This window comes from Streptococcus sp. NLN76, assembly GCF_015686645.1.
In the GTDB taxonomy this organism is placed as follows: domain Bacteria; phylum Bacillota; class Bacilli; order Lactobacillales; family Streptococcaceae; genus Streptococcus.
The window spans coordinates 28,389-55,088 of sequence record NZ_JADPMS010000006.1; the positions used below are offsets into that span (position 1 = coordinate 28,389).

Consider the following 26,700-nt stretch of genomic DNA (forward strand, 5'->3'; position numbering starts at 1 on the left):
TATTTTGTAAAAAATAAGAAGGGATGTCCTGTATGATCCGTATAGTAGGATTGAAAAAGAGTTTTGGTCAGAAAGTGGCTTTGGATAAGGTTGACTTGGAACTGGCCAGTGGAGAAATTTTGGGATTTTTAGGGCCATCTGGTTCGGGGAAGTCAACAACCATTGGGATCTTGACGGGACAGGTGGATCCGGATGCGGGTCTGGTTCAGGTTTTCGACAAGGATGTGAAAGACCTAGGGGCGGAGGATTTTGCCCAAATGGGTTTGATGAGTGATGCTCTTGGTTTTTATGAAACCTTAACGGTTTATCAAAATCTGACTTTTTTTGCTCGCTTTTTTCAAATTCCAATGAAAGAGGTGGATGCCTTGTTGAAGCGCTTAGAGTTATGGGAGGAACGGGATGTTCGGGCGTCTAAGCTATCGATGGGGATGAAGCAGCGAATGATGCTGATTCGGGCGGTGCTTTATCGTCCTCAATTGTTATTCTTGGACGAACCAACATCCGGTTTGGATCCAAGTTTGACTAGAAAGATTCAAGACTTGCTGCTGGAATTGAAAGAAGCAGGTGTTGGTATTTTTCTGACGACCCATAATATGGAAGAGGCGACTCGCCTTTGTGACCGCTTGGTTTTGCTTCATAAGGGGCGAATTGTGGAGTCTGGAACACTGGAGGAGATCCGGGAACGTCAGGTACCCAATGAGGATTTGGTGACTATTCGCTATCGGGATGGCCAATCAAGGGTCGTTCCACGAGCTGAGGTCAGCCAATATTTTTCGGATCAAGTGATTGGAATGGATTCAACGGAAATGGATTTAGAAGCGATTTTTATCAAACTGACAGGAGCATCCCTACATGAATCATAGAGTAAAGAGCCTACTTTGGTTACGTTGGCAATTATTACAAAGTAATAAATTTTTGCTATTTGTCTATCTAATATCTCCCTATGTGGATGCGTATTTGTTTCGGATTTTCGTTGAAATGGCAGGTGGGAGAGGAGAAGAAGCCGGTCTTGCTATTCTCGTATCTGGACTCTTATTAGGAGGTCTTACCTATGGTAACGCAGCAGTCTTTGCTTGTGCTATAGCTGCCGAGGAGAAACAGAAGCGGAATCTTCGGACCCTGTCACTTGCGGGAGTGACAGTAGGGGAGTATCTGCTATCGACTGTACTTATTCCTTTTGGAGCGGCGATTATTCTAGGGGGAGTGACTCCATTCCTATTTGGGTTACCTGTTACGAACTGGTTGCTGTACTTTGCCTTGTTGTTTTTAACTGTGGTCACCTACTTGCTAGTTGGCTTGGTCATTGGTTTAGTCCTTAAGAATATTGCCCAAGCAACCATTGTTTCCTTAGTTTTGCTGTTGCTTTCTTGTCTCTCACCTATGTTCTATGTAGACTGGACTTGGATCCAAGGATTCATCGATCTTAGTTTAATGGGAGCTAGCCACACATTCTTGGTGACGGGGAGTGTGAAACCCGTGTCCCTTTTGGCTTTGTTGATTTGGTTTGGCCTGGCGGCTGTTCTAGCGGTTTGGGCCTATCAGAGGAACCGGAAGGAGGAGCGCTAGTTTTTAGGAGGAATTGTGAAAAATTCAGATTTTAGGCGCTTGTTTATGGGCCGATTGTTTTTGAATTTAGGGGATAGCTTGGTCTACATGATTTGTATGTGGTACCTGTATCAAGTAACCCAAGATTCATTTTATACGGGAGTTGCCAGTTTCCTGTTTTCTCTGCCAGTTTTGCTTGGAATGTTCTGGGGCCCTATCGTGGATCGTCGGGATCAGAGGCGATTATTGGGGGCTCTATCGGGTCTCCTTGTTCTGGCGCTCCTAATCCTCAGCCTTGTAACTCATTGGCTAGGTTTTAAGCTCTGGTTTCTATTGCTAGCCATTCCGGTATTGGCAACGGCTTCGGAGTTTCTTTATCCGGTAGGTGAGGCTCTCCTGCCTCGAATGGTAGCTCAAGAAGAGTTGACCAGAGCGAATTCCTGGCTGATGATGTCCAGCACAGGTGCAGATTTATTTTTTAATGCCATTTCTGCTCTTATCCTGTCCCTGCTTAGTCTCAATCAGCTCTTTGGTCTGACGAGCCTTATTTTCTTTCTAGCTTTCTTTTGTTTTAAACGAATAAAGACTTCTAACTTTCCAAATAAAATAGAGCAGGAAAAAAGGGACTTCTGGGGAAGCTATGTGAGGGAACTCAAGGAAGGATTGGCTTTCGTGCGGCAACCACTGGTGTTAAGGCTTCTTTTCCCGCTTTTGCTGATGAATTGTATCTATACAATCTTTTATGAGAGCTTGCCGGAGTTTACCAGCCTAAACTTTCAGACACCAACAGTTTATGGCCTCTTGTTGATGTTGCTGGGAATAGGTGCTATGCTGGGGTCTGGCTTGAGTGAATTTGTGTCAACCCGCATTCGGACCGGTTATTTGGTCGCTTTTTCTTACGCAATTACTGGGCTTGCATGGGTGCTAGCGGTAGTCAGTCTCCGGATTCATGTACTCCCGCTCACGATGCTCCTTACCCTCCTTTCAGGTCTTTCCAATGGCGTGGTAAATGTAGCTTACTCTGTACTCTTCCAAAAATTGCCTCCACAAGAAATGATCGGACGGGTACATACGATAAATATGACAATGCTGCAAAGCAGTGTGCCCCTAGCTTCTTTACTAGGAGGCCTATTGGTGAGAAACCTCGGTGCCTCCACTATGATGGTGATTTGTGGAGCTAGCTTACTCTTGCTTTCCCTATCGCTCTTGCTGAGTTCCTCCTTCCGAAGTCTACCTAAGATTGAGGAGATTGGGGAGATGGGAGATAGTTCAAGTGAAGGATAAGTTAAGATAGAAGTATGCATACTGAATGAAAAGAATATAAAAAAAGCCTATAAAATAGGCTTTTTCGTCTGTATTCATCTGCCCCCTGCAGGCTGAATTTTTTGTAATTATTTCGAGATAATGATTAAAAATGTTGATTTAAAGCGATTTTGAGAAGTGTGAAAGTTGAGTTAAATGAGTATTTTTAAGAAATTTAGATGGGCAAAAAAACGGACAAGTAATTTTATAGTCATTTAGTTTTTAAATAGTATGTTATTGCATCAGTTATAGAGTCCATTTTGCGAAGTAATTCTGTAACTGATTTTTTTAGAATAGCCCAACTTTGCTCAATTGGATTTAATTCTGGAGAATACGGTGGTAGAGGTAAAAAGAAGTGACCAGCATAGATAGAAAGTTCATCTAGTATTTTCTTAGGGTGAAAACTTGCATTGTCCATAACAATAACATGAGTCTTTAAAGATGGTAGAAGCTCTTGTTTAAACCACTCTACAAAGAAATCACTCGTCATACTCTCTTTGTAAATCATTGGCGCTACAAAAGTCTGACCAATTTGTCCAGATACAATGGAAGTTCTTTCAAATCGACGACCAGAAACTTTGGAATAAATCTTTTCACCTCTAGGTGCACGGGCATTTTTACGATATAGATAAGTATCAATACCTGTTTCATCAATATAGACAATTGGAAAGCCTTTCAAAGCTGCTAGTGATTCAAGATATTGTCGAACCTTCTTTGCATCTTGTTCTTTGTAGCTCGTTATCTTTTTTTTAAAGTGATGTTTATTTGTTTTAAGGCAGACCAAACAGAAGGAATACTGCAAGAAAAATGTTCTGCAATTTCCCTTAAAAAAGCGTCTGGATGTTCTTCTACAAATTCTTGTAATTTATCTAAAGGTATTTTTCTGGATTTAGCAACACGCTTTTTACGTTCTAAGTGACCGAGTTCTCGCTCTTGCTTTTCCCAACTGTATAAAGTGTTGGTGCTAATATTAAATAAAGCTGCTGTTTCTTTACGTGTATGTCCCTCTTTAACATATTCAAGGACACGTTTTCTAAAATCAATTCCGTATGCCATAGGAATAGTATACCACATACAGTTTATAATCTAAAAGACTATATCAACAAATTGTTTGGGCTAATTGGACCAAGGTGTCGCTCGCTCCTCCACTCAGGAATTGAGTGGAGGAGTGTTTATAGATAAAGCGAAGGTACTTCGCGTCAATATCCTGTCTTCCCGACTAGAGCAGATGACAGTAATGTCATCTTTTTTTGTATGTCAAACCCAGTCCCATAGCGAAGTCTATCAACAAATTGTTTGAGACCAATTGGACCAAGGTGTCGCTCGCTCTCTCACTCAGGAATTGAGTGAGAGAGTATTTTGGATAAAGCGAAGGAACTTCGCGTCAATATCCTGTCTTCTCGACTAGAGCAGATGACATTGTGTCATCTTTTTTTTGTACGCCAAAACCAGTGCCATAGCGAAGATTATCAACAAATTGTTTGGGCTAATTGGACCAAGGTGTCGCTCGCTCCTCCACTCAGGAATTGAGTGGAGGAGTGTTTATAGATAAAGCGAAGGTACTTCGCGTCAATATCCTGTCTTCCCGACTAGAGCAGATGACATTGTGTCATCTTTTTTTGTACGCCAAAACCAGTGCCATAGCGAAGATTATCAACAAATTGTTTGGGCTAATTGGACCAAGGTGTCGCTCGCTCCTCCACTCAGGAATTGAGTGGAGGAGTGTTTATAGATAAAGCGAAGGTACTTCGCGTCAAAGCACTCAGGAATTGAGTGAGAGTGTATTTTGGAATAAGGGGGAATAGTGTCTTGTTTATATCTTGTTTTCTTGAAAGGAGTTAGTGAAAAACAGCTTAGAATGTGTGTTTTGTCCACGTTTCTAAGCTGTTTTTATTCTTACTACAATAATCGTGTGATGATCATGAAGGAGAGTGTGCCTGCTGCGAGTGAGATGAGCATGCTTTTTCTCCAGAGGTGAAAGAGGAGTGTGATGGCAAGGCTGATGAGTTCTGGCAGGCCGTAGGGGTTACTGGTAATGGATACTGTGCGGAGGCTGTAGATGACCATCATACCAAAGATGGCTCCTGGTAGGACTTGTCCTAAATATTGGATGTAGGCTGGTGTAGGTCGGTTTGGCTTGAAAATCCAGAAGGGAAGAAATCGTGTTAGGACTGTAGCCAGTATACAGATGACGATAGTTAAGAGTTGTTGTGTAAAAGTCATAGGGATTTCTCCTGTGTTTGATTGTCTAATTTATGGCGTAAGAGTGTTAGAAGTAGGACTATCAAGGTCATTGATGGTAACAGGAAGTAGTCTGGTCCAAAGATAAGGAGGCAGAGGAAGGATACCGTTAGCCCAACATAGGATGGGGTGTGGTGTTTTTCCTTTTTCCAATTTTCTAAAAAAATGACAAAAAAGAGGGCGGTTAGCACAAATTCTAAACCATCTGTTTTAAAGGGAATGATTGTACCTAATAAGCCACCAAGGGTAGCACCGAAAACCCAATAAATGTGGTTGAGGATGGTGACGCAAAAAAGAAACCAGCCCTGATCGACGTCATCCGGAATTGATGCGGAATAATTGATGGAAAAGGTTTCGTCACACATGCCAAAGATAATGTAGTATTTCTTCCAATCTAGATCTTTGAAACGTTCTAGCATGGAAATACCATAAAAGAGGTGGCGTATTTGGATGAGGAAGGCCAGAATAAAAGTAGCAAGTGGAGAAAATGGAGCTAGCAAGAGTGTAACAATGACGAATTCTAAGGATCCACCGTAGACAAGTAAGCCAATTAGCATCGGGTACTAAAAGGAAAAGCCAGCAGTATTCATATAGATTCCATAGGCTATCCCTAAAAATAAAAATCCTGCAAAGATGGGGATTGTATAGGGGAAGGCGGCTTTCAGAGCTTTTTTCTTCATGCGAAACTCCTTGTGAACTTCTTTTAGTTACTTTCAGCCTAACATAGGAATCCTAAGTTGACAAGTCTTCTTCTGGTGAAGAGGGGAACGTTTTTTTGGTAAGATGTTGAAAGGTATGAATTGTTTTTCTGCATGGCTTAGAGGTTTGGAGCGAGGGAGTTTTTTCTTGGGAGTAAAATCTTGATTTGAATTTGACTTTGTTTGCTTGTGGCTTTTGGAGCGTGGTATAATAAGGGGAGTAATTTTGAGGAGTGAATAATGTCTGATAAAACGTTTTATATTAGTACGCCGATTTACTATCCAAGTGGGCGTTTGCATATTGGTTCAGCTTATACAACCATTGCCAGTGATGTTCTGGCACGATACAAGCGGTTGATGGGCTATGATGTCTTCTATTTGACTGGTCTGGATGAACATGGTCAGAAGATTCAAGATAAGGCTGCAGAAGCAGGTCTTGATCCTCAAGCCTATGTAGATGGAATGGCGAAGGGCGTTAAGGAATTATGGTCGCTCTTGGATATTTCTTATGATCGCTTTATCCGTACAACAGATGCTGATCATGAAGCGGTTGTTTCTCAAATTTTTGAGAAACTTTTGGCACAAGATGATATTTATTTGGGAGAATATTCAGGGTGGTACTCTGTTTCCGATGAAGAGTTCTTTACAGAAACGCAATTGACTGAGGTTTTCCGGGATGAGGAAGGGAATGTTACCGGAGGAATTGCCCCTTCAGGTCACGAGGTAGAATGGGTTTCCGAGGAATCTTACTTCCTTCGTTTGAGCAAGTATTCACAGTGGTTAGCAGACTATTTCAAAGAGCATCCAGAATTTATTAGTCCGGATGGTCGAATGAATGAGATGCTGAAGAACTTTATTGAACCTGGCTTGGAAGATTTAGCCGTATCTCGGACGAGCTTTACTTGGGGAGTTCCGGTACCATCCAATCCTAAACATGTCATCTATGTTTGGATTGATGCCTTGGCTAACTACATTACAGCCTTGGGTTATGGTCAGGATGAAGATGGAAATTTTGTGAAGTTTTGGCCTGCGGATATTCATATGCTTGGAAAGGATATTCTTCGTTTCCATTCTATTTATTGGCCAATCATTTTGAAAATGCTGGATTTGCCATTGCCAAAACGTCTGATTGCTCATGGCTGGTTTGTCATGCAGGATGGAAAAATGTCCAAATCCAAGGGGAATGTGGTCTATCCTGAGATGTTGGTTGAGCGTTATGGTTTGGATGCTCTACGTTATTATTTGATGCGGTCGCTGCCTGTGGGTTCGGATGGCACCTTTACACCGGAAGATTATGTTGGTCGTATCAACTATGAGCTAGCCAATGACCTCGGTAATTTGTTGAACCGCTCAGTGGCTATGGTTAATAAGTATTTTGGTGGCCAGGTTCCTGAGTTTAAGTCTGGTGTCACAGCTTTCGATGGGGATTTGGAAGCGAAAGCAGAAGAAACAATCCAAGAGTTTCATAAGCAGATGGAAGCGGTGAATCTTCCACGTGCTTTGGAGGTTGTTTGGAAATTCATCATGCGGACCAACAAGTACATTGATGAAACCCAGCCTTGGGTCTTGGCTAAAGAAGAGGGAGACCGTGAGCAGTTGGCAAGCGTTATGAGCCATCTAGTAGCTAGTCTACAAGTGGTTGCCTCCCTTCTCCAACCCTTCATGATGGGAACTAGCCGTTCTATTTTGAGACAGTTGGGCTTGCCTGAGGTTGGCTCTTTAGAAGACCTATCCTTTGGTCAAATTCCAGCTGGTAGCCAGGTTGTTGCCAAGGGTGAACCCATCTTCCCTCGTTTGGACATGGAAGAAGAAATTGCCTACATCAAAACTCAAATGTCTGGTGGTAAAAAAGAAGAGGAGTGGGATCCTACTAAGGTTGATCTCTTGCTGAACAAAAAGCCTATTAAGTTTGAGGATTTTGACAAGGTGGAAATTCGGGTCGCTGAGGTGAAGGAAGTTAAGCGGGTCGAGGGTAGTGATAAATTGTTAGCCTTCCGCTTGGATGCCGGCGATGGTCAGGATCGTCAAATTCTCTCCGGCATTGCCGCTTACTATCCAGATCCTCAAGTTCTGCTTGGTAAAAAATTGCAGATTGTAGCGAATTTGAAACCTCGTAAAATGATGGGCTTGGTTAGTCAGGGAATGATTCTTTCAGCGGAGTTTGAGGATCGTCTAGCAGTGATTACGGTAGATGATGTGATTCCAAATGGAAGCATTTTAGGTTAATACTCATTACATTTCAAAATCTGAATGTGTTAATCCTCTTCGCCGAACCATTAGTTCTGTCTTCATCGGATTGCCTTTTCAGATTTCAAACTCTTTCGAGTATAAAAAAGAAACAGGTGAGTGATGCTCACCTGTTTTCTTATAGTTTGAATTGGAGAAGTTCCTTAGGGGTGTGGGTGAAGGTTTCGAAACCTGTCTTTGTAACAACCCCGCAGTCTTCGATGCGGACACCAACCTTATTGGGAAGGTAAATTCCCGGTTCAATAGAGAAGGTCATTCCCTCTTCTAAGATCAGTTTGTTCCCCTTACTGATAGAAGGGAATTCGTGAAGGCTCCGGCCTATTCCATGTCCAAGCCGATGTGTGAAGTAGTCTCCGTAACCAGCCTTCGTGATAATGTCTCTAGCTACGGCATCAATTTCACCGGCCGTTACGCCTGGTTTGATTGCATCTATGGCAGCTAGTTGGGCCTCAAGGACGATATCATAAATGGTAGCCTGAAGGGTTGTAGGTTGTCCAATGGCAACGGTACGGCTGACGTCACTCGCATAACCTTGATGCCAAGTACCAAGGTCAAAGAGGAGCAGCGATTTGTTTTTTAGGGGGCGATTGGTTGGAACCCCGTGAGGATCGGCGGCATGCTTATCGGCTAGAACCATCGTTTCAAAGCTCATGGTAACGTCCTGACTTCGTAGGGGACCTTCAATGGCAGCGATGATGTCCAATTCCGTTTTCCCTTTAGCGATGGCTTCAAATCCCAGGGTAAGTGCATAATCTGCCATATGTCCAGCAGCTCGAAGTAAGTCGAGTTCTTCAGCTGTTTTAAAGAGGCGGAGTCGTTCCATAGTAGGGCTGATATCAACTACTTGTCCGGTCAGGATTTGCATGAGTTCATAGTATTGGCGTAGGCGTAAATGTTGAAACTCTAAACCAATCCGGTAGCGTTCACGAGATAGGAAGGTTTGAATCTTTTGCCAAGGATTCTCTGAATCGTGGTAACCGACAACTGTGTAAGAAACATGGGCCTTTGCACGGTCGCGATCTAATTCAGGTGTAAACAAGGTTGGACTACCTTCAATTGGAAGAAAGAAGAAGAATTGTCTTTCATGAGGATCCGATTGAAAGCTCGTTAAGTATGCGATCGAGGTTGGATCTGAGATGATAGCTAGATCAATGCCCTGTTCACGCATGCGAGAACGAAGTAAGTCAACTGTGCTCTTCATATTTAACCTCCTATATCAATTATCTTATATCTCTATTTTGTCAAAAAACTTGAAAAAGTGCAATGGGAAATCGACATTTGTATTTTTTAGAAAAAATATCCAAAACGTTTGAAAGTGTTTCCAAAAAATGATAAACTATAGTTATGTGAAGGTGAAAGCGTTATTTTCAAAAAATAAATGGGAGGATGATTATGAATACCGACGATACCGTAACTATTTACGACGTCGCCCGTGAAGCAGGTGTTTCAATGGCGACCGTTAGCCGGGTAGTAAATGGAAACAAAAATGTAAAAGAGAATACACGTAAGAAAGTCTTGGATGTTATTGACCGCTTGGATTATCGTCCTAATGCGGTAGCTCGTGGGCTAGCTAGTAAAAAAACTACTACAGTCGGAGTTGTAATTCCCAACATTACTTCTTCCTATTTTGCCAGCTTGGCTAAGGGAATCGAAGATATTGCAGAAATGTACAAGTATAACATTGTCCTTGCCAGCAGTGATGAGGATGATGACCGTGAGGTGGCAGTGGTGAATACCCTCTTCTCTAAACAGGTAGATGGTATTATTTTCATGGGCTACCATCTGACTGAGAAAATTCGTTCAGAATTTTCTCGTTCTCGGACTCCAGTCGTGCTGGCTGGAACGGTGGACGTGGAGCAGCAATTGCCAAGTGTCAACATTGATTATCGAAAGGCAACCGCTGATGCGGTGGCATATTTGGCTGAGCGAAACGACAAGATTGCCTTTGTTACAGGTCCACTGGTAGATGATATCAATGGTAAGATGCGCTTGCCAGGTTACCGAGATGGTTTGAAGGAGACCAAACAAAAGTATAGCGAAGGACTTATTTTTGAAGCTAAGCATAATTATGAAGAAGGTTATGCCTTGGCAGAACGGGTCATGGCTTCTGGGGCAACAGCTGCCATTGTCTCTGGTGATGAATTGGCGGTTGGCCTCCTTAATGGTTTGAGTGACAAGGGAATCCGTCTTCCTGAAGATTTCGAGTTGATTACCAGTGATAACTCCCAAATTACTCTGTTTAGCCGTCCAAATATGACCTCTATTCGTCAACCACTCTATGATATTGGTGCGATTTCTATGCGCATGTTGACCAAAATTATGAATAAGGAAGAAGTAGAAGAGCGGGAAGTTCAGTTGGCCCATGGCTTGACAGAACGTCAATCGACTCGGACAGGTAAATAATACAAGAATCTAAGGGAACCATTGGTGGCAGGCGCCAAGTTCCCTTTTTCTGTCTCCGACTTTTATTTTGGGTTGCTTTTGTTTATAATATGAGTATGAAAGTTCTACTGTATTTGGAGGGAAAGACTGTTCTTGAGAAGTCTGGAATTGGTCGCGCCCTTCAGCATCAAATGCGGGCCCTTGATTTAGCAGGGATTCCCTATACCACAGATCCGTCAACTGGATACGATTTGGTTCACATTAACACTTATGGCCCTAAGAGTCTTAGCCTTTTACATCAAGCTAAGCGGCAAGGGAAAAAGGTCATTGTCCATGGCCACTCGACTCGGGAAGATTTTGCCAACTCATTTATTGGTTCCAATCTCCTGGCTCCTGCTGTGGGGGCTTATTTGAGGCATATGTATCAGTTAGCAGATTTTGTGATTACGCCAACGGAGTACTCCAAGGAACTGATCCGGGGTTACGGAGTGGACACACCAATCGTTGCTATTTCAAATGGGATCGATTTGCGGAAGTATCAACCAGATCCTCAAAAAGAACAGGTTTTCTATAACCATTTTGGATTGGAGAAGGGGCAGCCGGTTGTGGTCTGTGCGGGTCTCTTTTTTAAACGAAAAGGAATTCTAGACTTTATCGAAGTGGCCAAGCAGCTGCCAGACGTTCAATTCATCTGGTTTGGAGGGATTAACAAGTGGATGATCCCTCGTGAAATCCGTCGAGTTGTTTCTGGTGACCACCCAGCCAATGTTCAATTCCCAGGTTATTTTAAGGGAGCTATTTTCCAAGGTGCCATGAGTGGAAGTAGTCTCTTCTTCTTCCCAAGTTATGAGGAGACGGAGGGGATTGTCGTTTTAGAAGCCTTGGCTAGTCACCAGCATGTTGTCTTACGTGACATACCTGTTTACAAGGGCTGGATTGATGGGCAGTCTGCAACCTTGGGTCAAACCAATGAGGATTTTGTAGCTGGGATTCAAGCGATTTTAGCTGGTCAGGTGGACAAGCGTGACAAAGGCTACCAAGTAGCTGAAAGTCGTTCCATGGATCAGGTGGCCCAGCAGTTGGTAGAGGTATATCGGCAAGTATTGGAGATGTGAGATGAGAATTGGATTGTTCACGGATACCTATTTTCCACAGGTATCTGGTGTGGCAACGAGTATCCGCACCCTCAGGGAGGAACTTGAGGAGCAGGGGCACGATGTCTTTATTTTTACGACCACTGATCGGGATGTGGACCCTGCAGAGGAGCACCGGATTATCCGAATTCCTAGTGTCCCCTTCTTTGCCTTTAAGGACCGTCGCGTTGCCTATCGTGGATTCAGTAAGGCTTTGGCCCTTGCCAAGGAGCACCGATTAGAATTGATTCATACCCAAACTGAATTTGCTTTGGGATTCCTTGGACTTTGGATCGCACGGGAATTGGAAATTCCTGTGATTCACACCTATCATACTCAGTATGAGGATTATGTGCATTACATTGCCAAGGGGATGCTGATTCGGCCTGGCATGATTAAGTATATGGTACGCTCTTTTCTGGATGAGGTGGATGGAGTGGTCTGTCCGAGTGAGATTGTCTATAATCTTTTGGTGGGGTATCGAGTTGAGCCAGAGAAGCGCGTGATCCCAACGGGGATCGAGTTGGATCGTTTTATTCAAGTGCAAGACCAAGAAGAAGCAATTCAGGATCTTCGAAAGTCCCTAGCTCTTTCTCCGGATACCAAGATTCTCTTGAGTTTGTCTCGAGTTTCGTTTGAGAAAAATATTCAAGCAATTATCCGTGCTCTCCCAGAAGTTCTGAATGAAAATGACGCAGTGCGTCTAATCGTGGCGGGAGATGGTCCGTATTTGGAGAATCTTAAGTCTCTAGCCAAAGAAATGGCGGTCGAGCACCGCGTGCTCTTTGTCGGGATGGTCCCTCCAGAGCAAACGGTGCTCTACTACCGGATGGCTGACTTTTTTGTGTCAGCTTCGACTAGTGAAACACAAGGTTTGACCTTTTTGGAAAGTTTGGCCAGTGGGACTCCCGTTATTGCCCAGTCCAATCCCTATTTAGACAATCTGGTTTCAGACAAAATGTTTGGAACGCTCTATCAAGAGCCAGAGGATTTAAGTGGGGCCATTCTAGAAGCCCTACTAGCAACACCTTATCCGCAGGAAAAGAAGTGGCAAGAGAAGCTGTTTGAGATTTCGGCCGAGAACTTTGGCCTCCAGGTTTATCAGTATTATTTGGATATTTCGATTCGAAAAGGCTATTTGAAAGGGCAAGGAATGGGGGATCCGAAACCACGAGTTCGCTTTGCGAAATCCCTTGCAAGTTTTCCCTTGAAAGTGGTAGCCCTACCAGTTCAGGGCTCCAGACGCGTGATTCGAATTTCTCGCCAACAGGTTAAACGCTTGCCTTATCCAGGGCGGAGAAAAAGCTAGATTTTCCTTGTTTTTTTCGAGGGGTTTGGTATAATGCTTATAGAGACACGTCTTTTAACGGAACTTCTTTAAGAGAGTGCACGGTTGCTGGAAGTGCATAGAGGGGTTAAAAGATACTACTCGGTACTATTTTATGCAAACATAAAACGGTGGTTACGTTAGAACCAAGAATGAGGTACTCAGGATTTTTGGGTATAAACAAAGGTGGAACCACGTTGCGACGTCCTTTTTGAGAGGAGGTCGCTTTTTTTGTTTGGCTCGAGTAGGTCTAATAAATTTAAAAGGAGTAGAAATATGGTAAAAATTACATTCCCTGATGGTGCTGTCCGTGAGTATCAGGATGGTATTACTACTGTTGAGATTGCAGAAGGCATCAGCAAGTCCTTGGCTAAAAAAGCGTTGGCCGGTAAATTGAATGGTAAGTTGATTGATACCACTCGTGCTATTCACGAGGATGGAGATTTGGAAATTGTGACTCCTGACCACGAAGATGCTCTTCCCATTTTACGTCACTCTGCAGCCCACTTGTTTGCCCAAGCAGCTAAGCGTCATTTCCCTGACATTCGCCTAGGGGTCGGTCCGGCGATCCAAGACGGTTTCTACTATGATACCGATAACGAAGCGGGGCAAATTTCCAATGAAGATTTGGCCAAAATTGAAGAAGAAATGCACAAAATCGTCAAGGAAAATTTCCCAAGTGTGCGTTCTGAAGTTTCCAAGGAAGAAGCGAAAGAAATCTTCCACAATGATCCTTATAAATTGGAATTGATTGAAGAGCACAAGGATGATGAGGGTGGTTTGACCATCTACCAACAAGGTGAGTATGTGGATCTCTGTCGTGGTCCTCACGTGCCAACTACTGGCCATATCCAAGTTTTCCACTTGTTGAATGTAGCCGGTGCTTACTGGCGTGGTAAGAGCGAAAATCCAATGATGCAACGGATTTATGGTACTGCTTGGTTTAATAAAAAAGAGCAGGATGCTTACCTCAAGATGCGTGAAGAGGCTAAAGAGCGGGATCACCGTAAGCTTGGTAAGGAATTGGATCTCTTCATGATTAGTCAAGAAGTGGGACAAGGTCTGCCATTCTGGTTGCCAAATGGGGCAACTATCCGTCGCGTAGTGGAGCGTTATATTATTGATCGTGAAGTGGCGGCTGGTTACGATCATGTTTACACACCACCAGTCGCAAGTTCTGAGCTCTATAAGATTTCTGGACACTGGGATCACTATAAAGATGATATGTTCCCAGTGATGGATATGGGCGATGGGGAGTCCTTTGTTCTACGTCCTATGAACTGTCCGCACCACATTCAAATTTATCGCAACCATGTACATTCTTACCGTGAGTTGCCAATTCGTATTGCTGAGTTGGGAATGATGCACCGTTTTGAGAAATCAGGTGCGCTATCAGGTCTACAACGTGTACGTGAAATGACCTTGAATGACGCTCACCTCTTTGTAACTCCAGAACAGATTCAAGAAGAATTCAAGAAAGTATTGGAGTTGATGATCAGTGTATACGAAGATTTCAATATTACTGATTATCGTTTCCGCCTTTCTTATCGTGATCCTGAAGATAAGGAAAAATACTACGATAATGATGAAATGTGGGAAAATGCTCAACGCATGTTGAAAGCAGCCATGGATGACTTGGAACTTGACTACTTTGAGGCAGAAGGTGAAGCGGCATTCTATGGTCCAAAACTGGATGTACAAGTTAAAACTGCGTTGGGAAATGAGGAAACCCTGTCAACTATCCAACTAGACTTCCTCTTGCCAGAACGCTTTGAATTGACTTACATCGGAGCAGATGGTGAAGAACACCGTCCAGTCATGATTCACCGTGGAATTGTTTCCACCATGGAACGTTTTGTGGCTTACTTGATTGAAACTTACAAAGGAGCCTTCCCAACTTGGTTGGCACCCACTCAAGTAACCCTTATCCCGATTTCAAATGAAGCCCATGCAGATTATGCCTGGGAAGTAGCCAAAGAATTGAAAGATCTTGGCTTCCGTGTTCATGTGGATGAGCGTAACGAGAAAATGCAATACAAGATTCGTCAAAGCCAAACTCAAAAAGTTCCTTACCAATTGATTGTTGGGGATAAAGAAATGGAAGACAAATCGGTTAACGTTCGTCGTTACGGCAGCAAGCAAACTGAAACCAAGTCTATCGCAGACTTTATTGCAGATTTGAAAGCTGATGTGGAGCGCCTTTCTCGTCCTGAATAAGTTGTAGTCCCTGAGTTCAATTGAACTCAGGGATTTTTGCGTCAAAGAAATTTCACAAAGTAACAGAGGAGTTTGATAATACTCGAAACAGTTCGAAATCTGAAAAGGCAATCTGATGAAGGCTGAACTATAGTTCGGCGAAGAAGATTAACACATTCAGACTTTGAAATGTAATGAGTATCATTTTGTTCCAGTCACTTTTTGGAGTAGGTCGATGGTGTTTGGATTGCCATAGACAGGGACTTTCTTTTTTCTTATACTAGAAGTAAGTTTATGGATTCTATTTCAAAATCTGCTCTCGGAGGTTGGTCAACGATTTTATAGTCTTTTAGTTTGCTTTTAGTACAAGGCAGCGAGTCGTAGACAGTACTGAAGTACAGCAAGACGAGCTAACACAGTAATAAAAGATAAACTAAAAGAGTATATACTCGAAACAGTTCGAATTCTGAAATGAATATTAATCCAGAAATTGGATTGATATTTTTATAGGTAATAAAGCAAGCATCGCTTGCCTTCAATCTGATGAAGATAGTTCAACAGGTCTGGATACCTGTTGAATCTTATCAATAAGTTCGGTGAAGAGGATTACCGCATGCAGATTTGAAATGCAATGAGTGTTACAGGTTGGTTTTTTGGGATAGCGGATTATATGAGTATGGAAAAGTAGGGATTGTATGATTGAAGAACAGTTTGGAAAAGAGCAGGAGTATAGCTGGATTGTAGTTCGGTCTGATAAAGGGCCTCTCAATCGAAAAGAGTTGGAAGACTATCAGCTGGATACAGAATTGATGGAGTATGCGCTGGATAAGAATGAGCGAGCCCATATGGAATACGATGGGGAGGCGGATCGCTTGTTGTTAATCTTTAATGCCTTGGATCCAATCAAGGAAGATAATCACTATGAGACAACTCCTCTGACTCTCATCGTCCAAGGCAATCAAGTGATCACGATTGTCAATGAGCAGAATCATTATTTGATTGATCGGATTCAGCGTCACCTTCCCTATACAACGATTAGCAGTAGTTATCAGTTTTTATTTTTCATTCTGACCTTAGTCACTCAAGAGTACTTCCCAATTTTAGATGAAATTGACCGAGAGAAGGATCGAGTGAATGGTCTGTTACGAAAACAAACCACCAAACGACTCTTGCTGGAACTTTCAGATTTGGAGACGGGTTTAGTCTATCTCCTGACTGCCAGCAATCAAAATGTCTTAGTGTTGGAACAGTTACGGAAACACCCGCGCACCAACCGTTTGACTAACGAGGAGTTGGAGGAGCTAGAGGATGCCCTCATTGAAGCGCAACAGCTTCTTGCCATGACCCAGTTGGAATCTCAGGTTTTACAGCAATTATCGGGGGCTTATGATACCATCCTGAACAATACGCTGAATGAGAATTTGACGAGCCTCAATATTATTTCGATTCTTATAGCGGTCCTCTCCCTTATTACGGGCTTTTTTGGGATGAATGTCCCGCTTCCTCTGTCTGAAGAGCCTCTGGCTTGGATTTGGATTAGTCTAGCCTTCATTGGTCTTTGGCTGATTTTAGCTCGGATTTTACGGTCCATCATGTATCGAAGATAGGGGAGACATTTCAGATTTATTGTGAATGAAAATAGGAAGGTTGGAATACGTGTCCAGCCTTTTTGCAATGGAAGATTTTTCGAAATCAGGAGCAGCTATTGGTTTTGTGATAGAATAGAGGAAGAAATACGGATGAAAGAGGGCACCTAAAATGGCCTATATTGAAGCAAAGGATTGTTGGAAAATCTATGGTCAGGGAGACTTGGAAGTTGTGGCCAATCGGGCTCTTTCCTTTGAAATGGAGGAAGGCGAGCTTGTCGTTATCTTAGGGGCGTCAGGAGCCGGTAAATCAACGCTACTCAATATTCTTGGAGGGATGGACCAGGCTAGTCGTGGTCAGTTGTTGATTGATGGTCAGGACATTGTTCAGTATTCCGAGCGGGAACGGATTCATTACCGCCGGGAAGCGATTGGTTTTGTTTTTCAGTTTTATAATTTAGTGGGAAATTTGACCGCCTTGGAAAATGTGGAGCTGGCGACGGAATTGGTCTCCAATCCCTTGGATGCTCAAAGAACGTTAATGAGTGTGGGACTAGAAGGGCGGCAACATCATTTTCCAGCCCAGTTATCTGGTGGGGAACAGCAGCGAGTGGCGATCGCACGTGCCCTGGCCAAAAACCCTAAACTTCTCCTCTGTGATGAACCTACAGGGGCTTTGGACTACAAGACTGGAAAGCAAATTTTAACCCTCTTGAGTGATTTGGCCCGCAAAGAAGGTCGGACGGTTATCATTGTGACCCACAATGCGGCTTTGGCCAGCATTGCGGATCGGGTGATCCACATGCAGGATGCTCAGATTAAAAGTATTCAGATTCAGGAAAGTCCACTGCCTGTAAGAGAATTGGAGTATTAGTATGCTGAAAAAGACTTATTGGCTCAGTTTACTCCGAACGCTTCAGTCGAGTTGGAGCCGCTTTTTAGCCTTGGCCAGTCTACTGACCTTGTCAGCCTTTGTTTTGGTCGGCCTGCAGTTGGCCGGTCCTAGCCTCGACAGTTGGTTGACAGCCTTTAAAGCAGAACAGGCCGTTCCTCACGTCACAGTCTTAGCCAAACTTGGTTTTAGCCAAGAAGAGAAAAAGGAGCTGGAGCAAGAGCTCAAAGAGCAGAATGTGACAATGAATTTCGGTTATATGCAAGATGTTCTCTTGCAAGATGGTCGGGTACTTCGGCTTTTCTCCCTGCCGGATGAGCTAGCTCAGTTATGGAATCTAGAAGGCCAGCTTCCGAGTTTAGATTCTGAAATAGTCTTGGGGAAAGTGGCTAAGTCTGATTTTAAACAGGGTCAAGATGTCGAACTGGACTGGCTTGGAGGTGTCAAAAGGCTGACCATAACAGGTTTCGCCCAGTCTAGTCAGCTCATTTCCCAAGAGGATTTCGGTCCTAGTCTTTTAGGTCAGGGGCAAGTTGATGTATATGGTTTTGTTCCCTCTACTTTTTTTAAAAATCAAAAAGCTAACCTAGCACAGATAGGTGGTGGTGAGGCGACTCAAAATCAGCTAGAGATGTGGTTGGCTGACCAGGAGAGCAGGAGTTGGGAGGCGGCGCAGGCGGATCTGCGTCAACAGAAGAAGGACTTGCAGCAGGCGCAGCAAAACTTCATACAAGCTCAGGAATATCTATCTAAGATGGAGTTGGAACGCAACCAGCGAAGTTTGCAGGAGGGCCAGCAGCAACTTACGGTTTATGAAGAAGCTGTTCAACGACTGGAAGGGCAGGAGCTCTTTGAAGTCTTAGACATGGGAGAGTTCCCAGGATCCTCAAGCTATACCTACTTAGATACCAGTATTACAAGCCTGAAAAAAGTTGCCAACTGGATACCACCGATTTTCTATGGTGTGACCATTTTGGTGGCTTTGACCAGTATGGTGCGGCTTGTTCAAGATGAACGGCAGAATATGGGCTTGTTGTCAGCTTTAGGCTATGGTCCTCTGGCTTTGATGTTTAAGTTTGTCAGTTATGGCCTCCTTTTGGCAGCTTTGGGAGCAGGGGTCGGTGGTCTATTGGGTGTGGGGATTCTAGCCCCTATGATTCAGGCCATTCTCCTACAAGGCACCGTTTTTACAGGAATTGAGCAAAGCCTCAGTTGGCCCCCCTTCCTTTGGTCATTGGGGCTGGGCGGTTTGTCGATACTCTTGCCCTTGTTATGGCTCTTAGTGCCAGACTTAAGGCAGTCCACCAGCCAACTCATGCGACCCAAGCCCCCTAGCAAGGGGAAACGAATTTTCTTGGAAAGGCTACCTGGCATGTGGTCTCGGTTGAATTTCAGCCAGAAACTCTTAGCCCGCAACCTGTTTCGGTATAAGCAACGCATGCTGATGACCGTCTTAGGAGTCTTGGGCTCCATCGCTTTGCTGGTTGCGGCCCTTGGTCTGCAGGTGTCGATCGCCGGTGTGGCGGACAAGCAGTTTCACCATGTTTGGAACTACGATGCCTTGCTGATCCATCGTGAAGGCCAACCTTTCCACTATGATCAAGGTCGCTCGCTTAGTCTCTATTATCAAGAAGAGGAGCTGGACTTGCCTCGAGAGACAGGGCGTCTGCAGGTTCTGACCCAATTACCGAACCAGACCTGGAGCGACATGATCCGCCTTGAAGATTGGCAGACTGGTCAGGATTTAGATTTGGAGCAAGCCGGTGTGGTTCTCAGCCAACCCTTGGCCGAGGAACTGGGGGTTAGCGTAGGAGATCACGTGTCCCTTGTTGGTAAAACTTGGACAGTGGGCGGAATTGTGCGACAGTATGTGGGCTATACCCTCTATTTGTCGCCGGCTCACATGTCTGGGGACGTGGAAGCCAATGCCCAGTTGTGGCAGTTGTCTGAAGAGGAGGAAGCGGCTTTTAGGGAGTCCGCCTTGAAATCGACTGGGACCTTGAGTTTGGAGGATACAGCTTTGATGGAGTCTTTCTTCCGTGATACCTCCCAGTCTTTGAATCAGACCATGTATCTGGTATCTTTCCTTTCGCTGGGTTTGGTTGTGATTATTTTAATTACATTGACCTTGCTCAACCTACATGAGCGAACAAGGGAGTTAGCGACCATGAAGGTCTTGGGCTTTTACCCCCGTGAGATGCAGCGCTTGTTGTATAAGGAACTCTTGTATTTGACAAGTTTGGGTGCTCTTTTGGGCTTGGTTGCTGGCTATTACCTACATGGGTTTCTCTTAGGTCAGATTGCGCCAGCAGGTGTGATCTTTAGCCGAGACATGGGGTACACACCCTATCTTTTGCCCCTGGTGCTATTAATGTTGGTCTTGATGGGCCTCTATTTCTTTATACAAGAAAAAATCAATCGCATTCCGATGTTGGATGCCTTAAAATCTTTGGAGTAAGGATGAAACGAGAATTAGTCTTAAATCTTGCAGTGAGTTTGGATGGTTATGTGGCGCGTGAAGATGGCTCTTATGATTGGATCCAAGCGCCGGACGATTCCATGGCCAATACTGCTTTACAATTTGATAATGCGGCTTTTTTTGAAAGCTGTGATACGGTCGTCCTAGGCCACAGGTCTTTTCTAGAATTAGGGTTGGATGAGATTCCAGGTGCAAAGGAGAAGCAATTCCTGGTAGCTCGGCGGGGGCCTGAGGAAAAAAGGGACAATGTTCACTTTACGCCCGACGTAGTAAGTTCTGTAAAAGAGTTACTAGCTGAAGAAGGTGGGCCGATTTGGCTTTTTGGTGGTGCTCAGATTGCCGATAGTTTGATTGCGGAAGACTTGGTGAGCGAGTACATTTTAGGGGTGGTACCGGTTATTCTAGGAAAAGGACGTCGTCTGTTTGATCAGACCCTGCCAGAAATTTCTTTGAAATTGGTTGAATCCACCGTGACTGATGGCATCGCTCTGTTGCGATACCGAAAGGCTGACACTTGATGAAAGGGGGAGGAGAGGTGCAAGAATTAAACCTATTATTTGTCATTGATGATGGCTATGTAGATCAGCTCAAGGTAACACTTTATTCCATCCAACAGGAACTGGGGGAGAAGAAGGTTGCGATTTACTTGATGCAGAAAGAGAGTTTGGCTAGGGAAGAGGAATTAGCGACTTACTGCCAAGGATTAGGGTATTCTTACCATCCGGTTGTAGTGGGCAATCAGATTTTCAAAGATGCTCCGACGACCGATCGGTATCCTGATACGATCTACTATCGACTTTTAGCTCAAGAGTTTTTGCCTCAAGATTTGGAGCGAATTCTCTACTTGGATGCAGATATTCTCTGTCTCAATGACTTCACTTCTCTATACCAGATGGAGATGGGAACAGCGCTTTATGCTGCAGCTAGTCACAATGCAGACGGAGACATTTTAGATTTTGTCAACAAATTACGCCTGCAAAATTTCGAGATGGAATCCTCCTATTTCAATACGGGGGTTCTTTTGATGAATCTGACGGCCATTCGAGAAGCGGTTGAGCGTCAGGCGATTCTAGATTATATCGCTAAAAATAAAAACTTTCTGATTCTACCGGACCAGGACGTCCTCAATGGTCTGTATGCGGATCGGGTGCTAGCGTTGCCAGATGAAATCTACAATTACGACGCTCGCTACAGTATGCTCTACCAAGCCCGAAGTAATAACCAGTGGGATTTGGACTGGGTTATTGCAAACACCGTTTTTCTTCACTTTGCTGGACGAGATAAACCTTGGAAAGCTGGATACCGCTCCCGCTATGCCGGTCTTTATAAATATATGGCCAAGAAGGCCAGGGAACGGGTTGATAGGGTGTGATACTCATTATGTTCATCAAAGAGGTCTGATAAAGTCAGATTTTGAAATGTAATGAGTCTCAGATTTATAGTCTTTTAGTTTGCTTTTAGTACAAGGCAGCGAGTCGCAGACAGTACTGAAGTACGGCAAGACGAGCTAACACAGTAATAAAAGATAGACTAAAAGAGTATAAAATGCAATGAGGATGAAGTCACAAAGACCTCCTGATCTTGATGTTCAGGAGGTCTTTCTTTTGTCTTATTTCATAGTTGGGAATAGGAGGACGTCGCGGATACTTGTTACGTTTGTAAGAAGCATGACGAGGCGGTCAATTCCGATTCCAAGTCCACCGGTTGGTGGCATTCCGTATTCGAGGGCTTCCACGAAGTCGTAGTCGATTCCGGTTGCCTCATCATCGCCCAATTCTTTGGCTTTAGCTTGAGCTTCAAAGCGGGATAGTTGGTCGATAGGGTCGTTCAACTCTGTGAAGGCATTGGCAAATTCTTTACCAACGATAAAGAGTTCAAAGCGGTCTGTGAAGCGAGGGTCCTCCGTATTTTTCTTGGCTAATGGAGAAACCTCAACTGGGTGACCATAGATGAAAGTTGGCTGCACCAAGGTGTCTTCTACGAATTCTTCAAAGAAGGCGTTGATGATATGGCCAACAGATGTGAAGTGTTTTTCCACAGGAACCTTGTACTCTTTTGCTAGTTCTTGGGCTTGTTCCAGTGTCATTGCTTGCCAGAAATCCACTCCAGTAATCTCTTTGATGGCGTCAATCATGTGCACACGCGCAAAGTCATGACCGATATTGATTTCTTGGTCTTGGTAGGTAATAACCGCTTGGTCTGTCACGGCTTTAGCGGCAGCTTGAATAATTCCTTGAACCAAGTCCATGATGTCTTGGAAATCTGCATAGGCTTGGTAGGCTTCAATTGTCGTGAACTCAGGGTTGTGGGTAGCATCCATTCCTTCATTACGGAAGATCCGTCCCATCTCGTAGACCCGTTCCATACCACCAACGATTAAGCGTTTCAGATGGAGTTCCGTCGCAATGCGGAGGACCATATCCATGTTTTGTGCATTGTGATGGGTTTCGAATGGTCGAGCAGCAGCCCCACCAGCTTCATTATGAAGGACTGGAGTTTCTACTTCAAGGAAACCTTGGTTATCTAGATAACGTCGGATCTCAGAAACAATTTTGGAGCGAGCAATGAAGCGCTCAAAGCTTTCACGATTGGATATGAGATCCAAATAGCGCTTGCGGTAGATGGTTTCAACATCTGATAGACCATGGAATTTTTCTGGAAGTGGTCGAAGGGCTTTGGATAAGTGGGTTAGGCGGCTAGCCTTGATGGACAATTCTCCCATATCAGTCCGCATGACTTGACCCTCAACTCCGATAAAGTCACCTAAATCCGCTTTTTTAAAGATTTCATAGTTTTCTTCGCCAACTTCATCTTTACGTACATAAATTTGAATTTGGCCATCACGGTCTTGGACGTGGGCAAAGCCGACCTTCCCTTTGCCACGCTTGGTCATTAAGCGACCGGCGATTGTAGCGGACTCATTCAAGTCATTAAGGGCTTCCTTATCCAAATCCGCATATTTTTCTTTCAAATCCGCAGAATTAGCGCTTCGTTCGAAGCGGTGACCGAAGGGATCAATGCCAGCTTCCGCCAAGGCCTGCATTTTTTCCCGACGAATGATTTGCTGGTCATTGAGTTCCTCTGTTAGATGGTGTGACATATTTTCCTCCTCTGTCATCCGTTTACTTATGTTTTATTTTATCACAATTGAAAGGGTTATGAGTGGATAGGTTTGACTTTCACAGACTCTAAAAAGCTGGTGTCGTTCCAACTAAGGACTTGGAAATCTCTGAAATCATCAGTTTCTAAGATGGTCAAGCTTCCATTCGACAAACCACCCCAATCCCGCAACAAGGCAGGTTTAACCCCTAAAAGGGTTCGAAGTGAGGCCACCAAATTGGCTCCATGGCCAATGAACAACACCTGGTCGTAAGGTTCATCCTTAAGAGAGTGAACCAGCTGGGTCACCCGACGGGTAGTCCGGTAAACGGACTCAGCCCCAAACATATCATAATTGAACTTGGCAAGGTTGTGACGGAAAGCTTGAATTTGTTGGGGATAGATGGCTTCCATGGTGGTAATCTTCTGCCCTTCTAACCGGCCAAGCTGCCATTCTCGTAAGGCAGCTTGGGGTTCGATATCCACTGGTGTTCGATTCTGAGACTGAATGATTTGAGCGGTATGGAGGGCGCGTGGTAGATCACTGGAGAAGATGCGGTCGAAACTCACGTCTTGAAGGTGTTTTCCAAGCCTCTCAATATCCAAGATGGCTTGGTGTAGGAGTGGAGAATCTCCGCTGGCCCCTTGAAAACGGCCTTCTTCATTCCATTCCGTTCGACCATGGCGAACAAAGTATAACTTCATTTCTATTCTTCTCCTTTTTCACGAAAATTTGCAAAGCTGGCTCCGACGAAGTCGGCTAAGTCTTGAGCAGATAATTGGACACTTCGTCCAATTTCACCGGCTGAGACTAGGATACTGGTGAAGTCTAGGGCACGATCATCAATGTAGATAGGGAAATGATGACGCTGACGGATTCCAACGGGGTTGTTGGCCCCGTGAATATAGCCAGTGGTTTTCTCCAAATCTTTTTGAGGAATCATTTGGACCTTTTTATTTCCGGATATGGTGGCGAGTTTTTTCTCAGAAAGGTGATCTTCGATAGAAAGCACTCCAATGATCGGTCCAGTCTTGTCTCCCTTAAGGGCCAAGGTTTTAAAAATGCGAGCCCGGTCAAGTTCGTCAGGGGTTTGTCCTTCTAAACCGTTGAAGTGATGGGCTTGATGGGTGATGCCTGCCTTGGTGAGAATTTGTTCCACCAAGGTTTTCTTTAATGTTTTCTTAGCCATAAAACTCCTTTATCAGTTTTAACCAAAAGAGAGGCTGGGACGATAAAAGTCCCAGCCACAATTTCTATTCGGTCTGGGATTCAGTTTGATATTGGTAATCAGCAGCGTCCCTTTGGAATAATTTTTTATAGGTTTTGGCGGTATTTTTTAAAGGGGAAATTTGATTAAGGTCAACCTCCTTATCAAATCCGGGTAGCCAACCTCGGGAAGTGTATTGGTGAAGGTCATAATCAATATCCGTAGAAGGGGCAGCATTGTAATAACCAGAATCGACTCCATAAGTTGGGAACCAAACGGCATCAAACTTATCAGTGGAGATGCTGTGCTCTTCCATAAAGTAGGTTCCAATGTAGATTCCAATATTCTTAGCGCCTAAATCCTGCAGTTTAGCACGAAAGGCCTCGACGCCCTTGTCCATATTGGACATGGTTTTTTCTTCCACATCGAGCCAGTAGTAGCTTGGTTTGTATTTGGCAGAGGCTTCGTAGAATTCGGTAGCCTCCTTCTCCATCTCCTTAACGGATCCAGCTGCTACATAAGCGTAGACAGCAACAGGAATATCCCGTTTTTGGAATTCTTCAATGTGTTTCTGGTAGGATTTGTCAATGCCATTCAGGTAGGTAGCCGCATTTTCCTTTTTGGCTTGAGCGCCACTGTGGACACGAATGATGGCACCTGAAATGGACTCGGCCATAACGTCATAGTCTATTTCTTCTGGTAGTTGCCAACCAGAGAGGTCGACGATGGGACGGAGGTTGACTTCCTCGTTGGTCGTTTCTTTCTTTTTGGTCGTATCTTGCTTACTCTTTCGCGACTCCTCGGCAGCCTTTGCTGCTCGTGCGGCTTCTTGTTCGGCTCGTAACCCTTGTACTTGGATATGGCCGACAATTAAACTGAGAAAGAAGAAACCAAAAAAGATTGCGATAAAAATCGGTTTTATCCTTTGTCTCATAAGGTTCATTCTATCTTAAAATGGTGGAAAAAACAAGAAATCTCGCCTGATTTGGCGGAAAAAAGCCCATTTTTGGGAAACTGGGGTCACTCAGGTGAATAGGGGATGGGGTTTCCCTTTTTTTTCGATTGGGAAAATGGTATAATCAAGGCTGAATTTTTAGAAAAATCGGGTATGCAATGAAGATTGAAAAACGCTACTTGTTAAACTATTCAATCCTGATTCCTTACCTCATCTTGTCTATTTTGGGCTTGATTGTGGTGTATTCAACGACCAGTGCCAATTCCATCCAAAGTGGTGGAAATCCCTTTAGTTCGGTACTGACACAGGGGGTCTTCTGGATTGCGAGTTTAATTGGGGTCGCTTTAATATATAAGTTTAAATTAGACTTTTTGAAAAACCAACGGTTGGTGACCATCGTCATGTGGTTGGTTATTCTCTTGTTGATCATCTCCAGAATTTTTGGGGCCCAGATTAATGGTGCCCGCGGTTGGATCCTTTTGGGGCCCTTAAGTTTACAGCCAGCTGAGTACCTCAAAATTGTGATGATTTGGTACCTAGCTTCTGTGTTTAGTCGGCAACAAGAACTGATAGCTAAAAGTGACTATTATGCCTTGACTCAAAATCAGTTTTTTCCACGCTCATTTTCTGATTGGCGGATTGCGGTTCTTGTGTCCTTAGCTGTCATCGCCTCCCTTCCGGATTTGGGGAACGCCACTATCCTGTCCCTTTTGGTTGTGATTATGATTTCCCTAAGTGGAATTTCCTATCGTTGGTTTGCGACCTTTATGGGAGGGATTGCCGTTTTATCCGCAGCCGTCTTGGGAGCCATTCGTTTGATTGGGGTGGATGTCGTGGCCAACGTGCCACTTTTTGGATATATTGCTAAGCGTTTTAGTGCCTTTTATAATCCTTTCGAGGACTTATCTGATTCCGGTCACCAGTTGGCTAATTCCTATTATGCCATGAGTAATGGTGGCTGGTTTGGTATGGGCCTGGGGAACTCAATCGAGAAAAATGGCTACTTACCGGAGGCCCATACGGACTTTGTGTTTGCTATTGTCATTGAGGAGTTAGGATTTGTAGGAGCCAGTCTGATTTTAGGTCTCCTCTTCTTCCTTATTTTACGGGTGCTACTGGTTGGGATTCGAGCCCGAGATCCGTTTAATGCCCTTTTAGCCACAGGAGTTGGTGGGCTTTTGCTAACGCAGACCTTTGTTAATATTGGTGGAATCTCAGGCTTGATTCCCTCAACCGGGGTGACATTTCCCTTCCTTTCGCAAGGGGGGAATAGCCTCCTTGTCTTGTCCATTGCCATTGCTTTTGTTTTAAATGTTGACGCTGCGGAAAAGAAAAGGGACTTGGAAATCCAAGTAGGTGATTCGCCTGGCGAAAGAGCTTGAATGTGAGGCAGGGACGGGGCCAACCGTC

The 26,700-nt window shown here is 44.2% G+C and carries 23 protein-coding genes; 14 read left to right on the forward strand and 9 right to left on the reverse strand.

Annotation, left to right across the window (positions count from 1 at the left end):
• The first annotated feature begins 32 nt into the window (after positions 1–32).
• The 3 genes from I1A59_RS02165 to I1A59_RS02175 are packed head-to-tail and all read left to right on the forward strand — an operon-like array spanning position 33 to position 2,829.
• A complete protein-coding gene (locus tag I1A59_RS02165; protein WP_196091178.1) occupies positions 33–863 on the forward strand; it encodes an ABC transporter ATP-binding protein in 831 nt (276 codons plus the stop codon).
• A complete protein-coding gene (locus tag I1A59_RS02170; protein WP_196091179.1) occupies positions 853–1,566 on the forward strand; it encodes an ABC transporter permease in 714 nt (237 codons plus the stop codon). Before I1A59_RS02165 ends, I1A59_RS02170 begins: the two co-directional genes overlap by 11 nt.
• A gap of 15 nt (positions 1,567–1,581) precedes the next feature.
• Positions 1,582–2,829 (forward strand): MFS transporter, encoded by a 1,248-nt coding sequence (locus I1A59_RS02175; protein ID WP_196091180.1) that lies wholly within the window; start codon positions 1,582–1,584, stop codon positions 2,827–2,829.
• Positions 2,830–3,058: 229 nt separating this feature from the next.
• On the opposite strand, the gene I1A59_RS02180 is transcribed toward I1A59_RS02175, so the two are convergent.
• From I1A59_RS02180 to I1A59_RS02195, 4 genes are all read right to left on the reverse strand, one after another.
• On the reverse strand, positions 3,059–3,631 hold the full coding sequence (locus I1A59_RS02180; protein ID WP_196091181.1) for an IS630 family transposase: 573 nt from the start codon (positions 3,629–3,631) through the stop codon (positions 3,059–3,061).
• Positions 3,586–3,903 (reverse strand): IS630 transposase-related protein, encoded by a 318-nt coding sequence (locus I1A59_RS09760; protein ID WP_196091182.1) that lies wholly within the window; start codon positions 3,901–3,903, stop codon positions 3,586–3,588. Before I1A59_RS09760 ends, I1A59_RS02180 begins: the two co-directional genes overlap by 46 nt.
• A gap of 843 nt (positions 3,904–4,746) precedes the next feature.
• On the reverse strand, positions 4,747–5,070 hold the full coding sequence (locus I1A59_RS02190) for a branched-chain amino acid transporter permease (RefSeq protein WP_196091183.1): 324 nt from the start codon (positions 5,068–5,070) through the stop codon (positions 4,747–4,749).
• Positions 5,067–5,645, reverse strand: coding sequence for an AzlC family ABC transporter permease (locus I1A59_RS02195; protein WP_210766423.1), 579 nt, complete (start codon positions 5,643–5,645; stop codon positions 5,067–5,069). Before I1A59_RS02195 ends, I1A59_RS02190 begins: the two co-directional genes overlap by 4 nt.
• 381 nt (positions 5,646–6,026) lie before the next feature.
• On the opposite strand from I1A59_RS02195, the gene metG reads away from it, so the two are divergent.
• Positions 6,027–8,012, forward strand: a complete 1,986-nt coding sequence (gene metG, locus I1A59_RS02200) for a methionine--tRNA ligase (protein ID WP_196091184.1) — start codon at positions 6,027–6,029, stop codon at positions 8,010–8,012.
• Between the two features lie 139 nt (positions 8,013–8,151).
• On the opposite strand, the gene I1A59_RS02205 is transcribed toward metG, so the two are convergent.
• A complete protein-coding gene (locus I1A59_RS02205; RefSeq protein ID WP_196091185.1) occupies positions 8,152–9,234 on the reverse strand; it encodes a Xaa-Pro peptidase family protein in 1,083 nt (360 codons plus the stop codon).
• 191 nt (positions 9,235–9,425) lie between these two features.
• Here I1A59_RS02205 and ccpA point away from each other — a divergent pair, with 191 nt between their 5' ends.
• The 9 genes from ccpA (at position 9,426) to I1A59_RS02250 (ending at position 21,400) form a co-directional block, all read left to right on the forward strand.
• The gene (ccpA, locus tag I1A59_RS02210) at positions 9,426–10,436 is read left to right on the forward strand and encodes a catabolite control protein A (RefSeq protein WP_196091186.1); all 1,011 of its coding nucleotides are present in this window, start codon (positions 9,426–9,428) and stop codon (positions 10,434–10,436) included.
• A 95-nt stretch (positions 10,437–10,531) separates the two neighbouring features.
• Positions 10,532–11,530, forward strand: coding sequence for a glycosyltransferase (locus I1A59_RS02215; protein WP_196091187.1), 999 nt, complete (start codon positions 10,532–10,534; stop codon positions 11,528–11,530).
• A 1-nt stretch (position 11,531) separates the two neighbouring features.
• The gene (locus I1A59_RS02220) at positions 11,532–12,857 is read left to right on the forward strand and encodes a glycosyltransferase family 4 protein (protein WP_196091188.1); all 1,326 of its coding nucleotides are present in this window, start codon (positions 11,532–11,534) and stop codon (positions 12,855–12,857) included.
• Positions 12,858–13,151: 294 nt separating this feature from the next.
• Positions 13,152–15,092: a threonine--tRNA ligase gene (gene thrS, locus I1A59_RS02225; RefSeq protein ID WP_196091189.1), complete on the forward strand. Its 1,941-nt coding sequence runs from the start codon at positions 13,152–13,154 to the stop codon at positions 15,090–15,092.
• A 674-nt stretch (positions 15,093–15,766) separates the two neighbouring features.
• Positions 15,767–16,678 carry a magnesium transporter CorA family protein gene (locus I1A59_RS02230; protein WP_196091190.1) on the forward strand — a complete coding sequence of 304 codons (912 nt, stop codon included), beginning with the start codon at positions 15,767–15,769 and terminating at the stop codon, positions 16,676–16,678.
• A 151-nt stretch (positions 16,679–16,829) separates the two neighbouring features.
• Complete coding sequence (locus tag I1A59_RS02235) at positions 16,830–17,531, forward strand: ABC transporter ATP-binding protein (protein WP_196091191.1); 702 nt, start codon at positions 16,830–16,832, stop codon at positions 17,529–17,531.
• 1 nt (position 17,532) lies between these two features.
• Positions 17,533–20,007, forward strand: a complete 2,475-nt coding sequence (locus I1A59_RS02240; protein WP_196091192.1) for an ABC transporter permease — start codon at positions 17,533–17,535, stop codon at positions 20,005–20,007.
• A gap of 2 nt (positions 20,008–20,009) precedes the next feature.
• A complete protein-coding gene (locus I1A59_RS02245) occupies positions 20,010–20,546 on the forward strand; it encodes a dihydrofolate reductase family protein (RefSeq protein ID WP_196091193.1) in 537 nt (178 codons plus the stop codon).
• Positions 20,546–21,400, forward strand: coding sequence for a glycosyltransferase family 8 protein (locus I1A59_RS02250; protein WP_196091194.1), 855 nt, complete (start codon positions 20,546–20,548; stop codon positions 21,398–21,400). The genes I1A59_RS02245 and I1A59_RS02250 overlap by 1 nt, the downstream gene beginning before the upstream one ends.
• A gap of 237 nt (positions 21,401–21,637) precedes the next feature.
• Here I1A59_RS02250 and lysS read toward each other — a convergent pair whose 3' ends face one another.
• From lysS to I1A59_RS02270, 4 genes are all read right to left on the reverse strand, one after another.
• Entirely contained in the window at positions 21,638–23,128 is a 1,491-nt protein-coding gene (lysS, locus tag I1A59_RS02255) for a lysine--tRNA ligase (RefSeq protein ID WP_196091195.1), read from the reverse strand.
• Between the two features lie 56 nt (positions 23,129–23,184).
• Positions 23,185–23,832, reverse strand: a complete 648-nt coding sequence (locus I1A59_RS02260; protein WP_196091196.1) for a histidine phosphatase family protein — start codon at positions 23,830–23,832, stop codon at positions 23,185–23,187.
• 2 nt (positions 23,833–23,834) lie between these two features.
• The gene (locus I1A59_RS02265) at positions 23,835–24,317 is read right to left on the reverse strand and encodes an aminoacyl-tRNA deacylase (protein WP_196091197.1); all 483 of its coding nucleotides are present in this window, start codon (positions 24,315–24,317) and stop codon (positions 23,835–23,837) included.
• Between the two features lie 64 nt (positions 24,318–24,381).
• Positions 24,382–25,269 (reverse strand): GH25 family lysozyme, encoded by an 888-nt coding sequence (locus tag I1A59_RS02270; protein ID WP_196091198.1) that lies wholly within the window; start codon positions 25,267–25,269, stop codon positions 24,382–24,384.
• A gap of 179 nt (positions 25,270–25,448) precedes the next feature.
• Here I1A59_RS02270 and I1A59_RS02275 point away from each other — a divergent pair, with 179 nt between their 5' ends.
• A complete protein-coding gene (locus I1A59_RS02275; protein ID WP_196091199.1) occupies positions 25,449–26,672 on the forward strand; it encodes an FtsW/RodA/SpoVE family cell cycle protein in 1,224 nt (407 codons plus the stop codon).
• Positions 26,673–26,700: the final 28 nt, after the last annotated feature.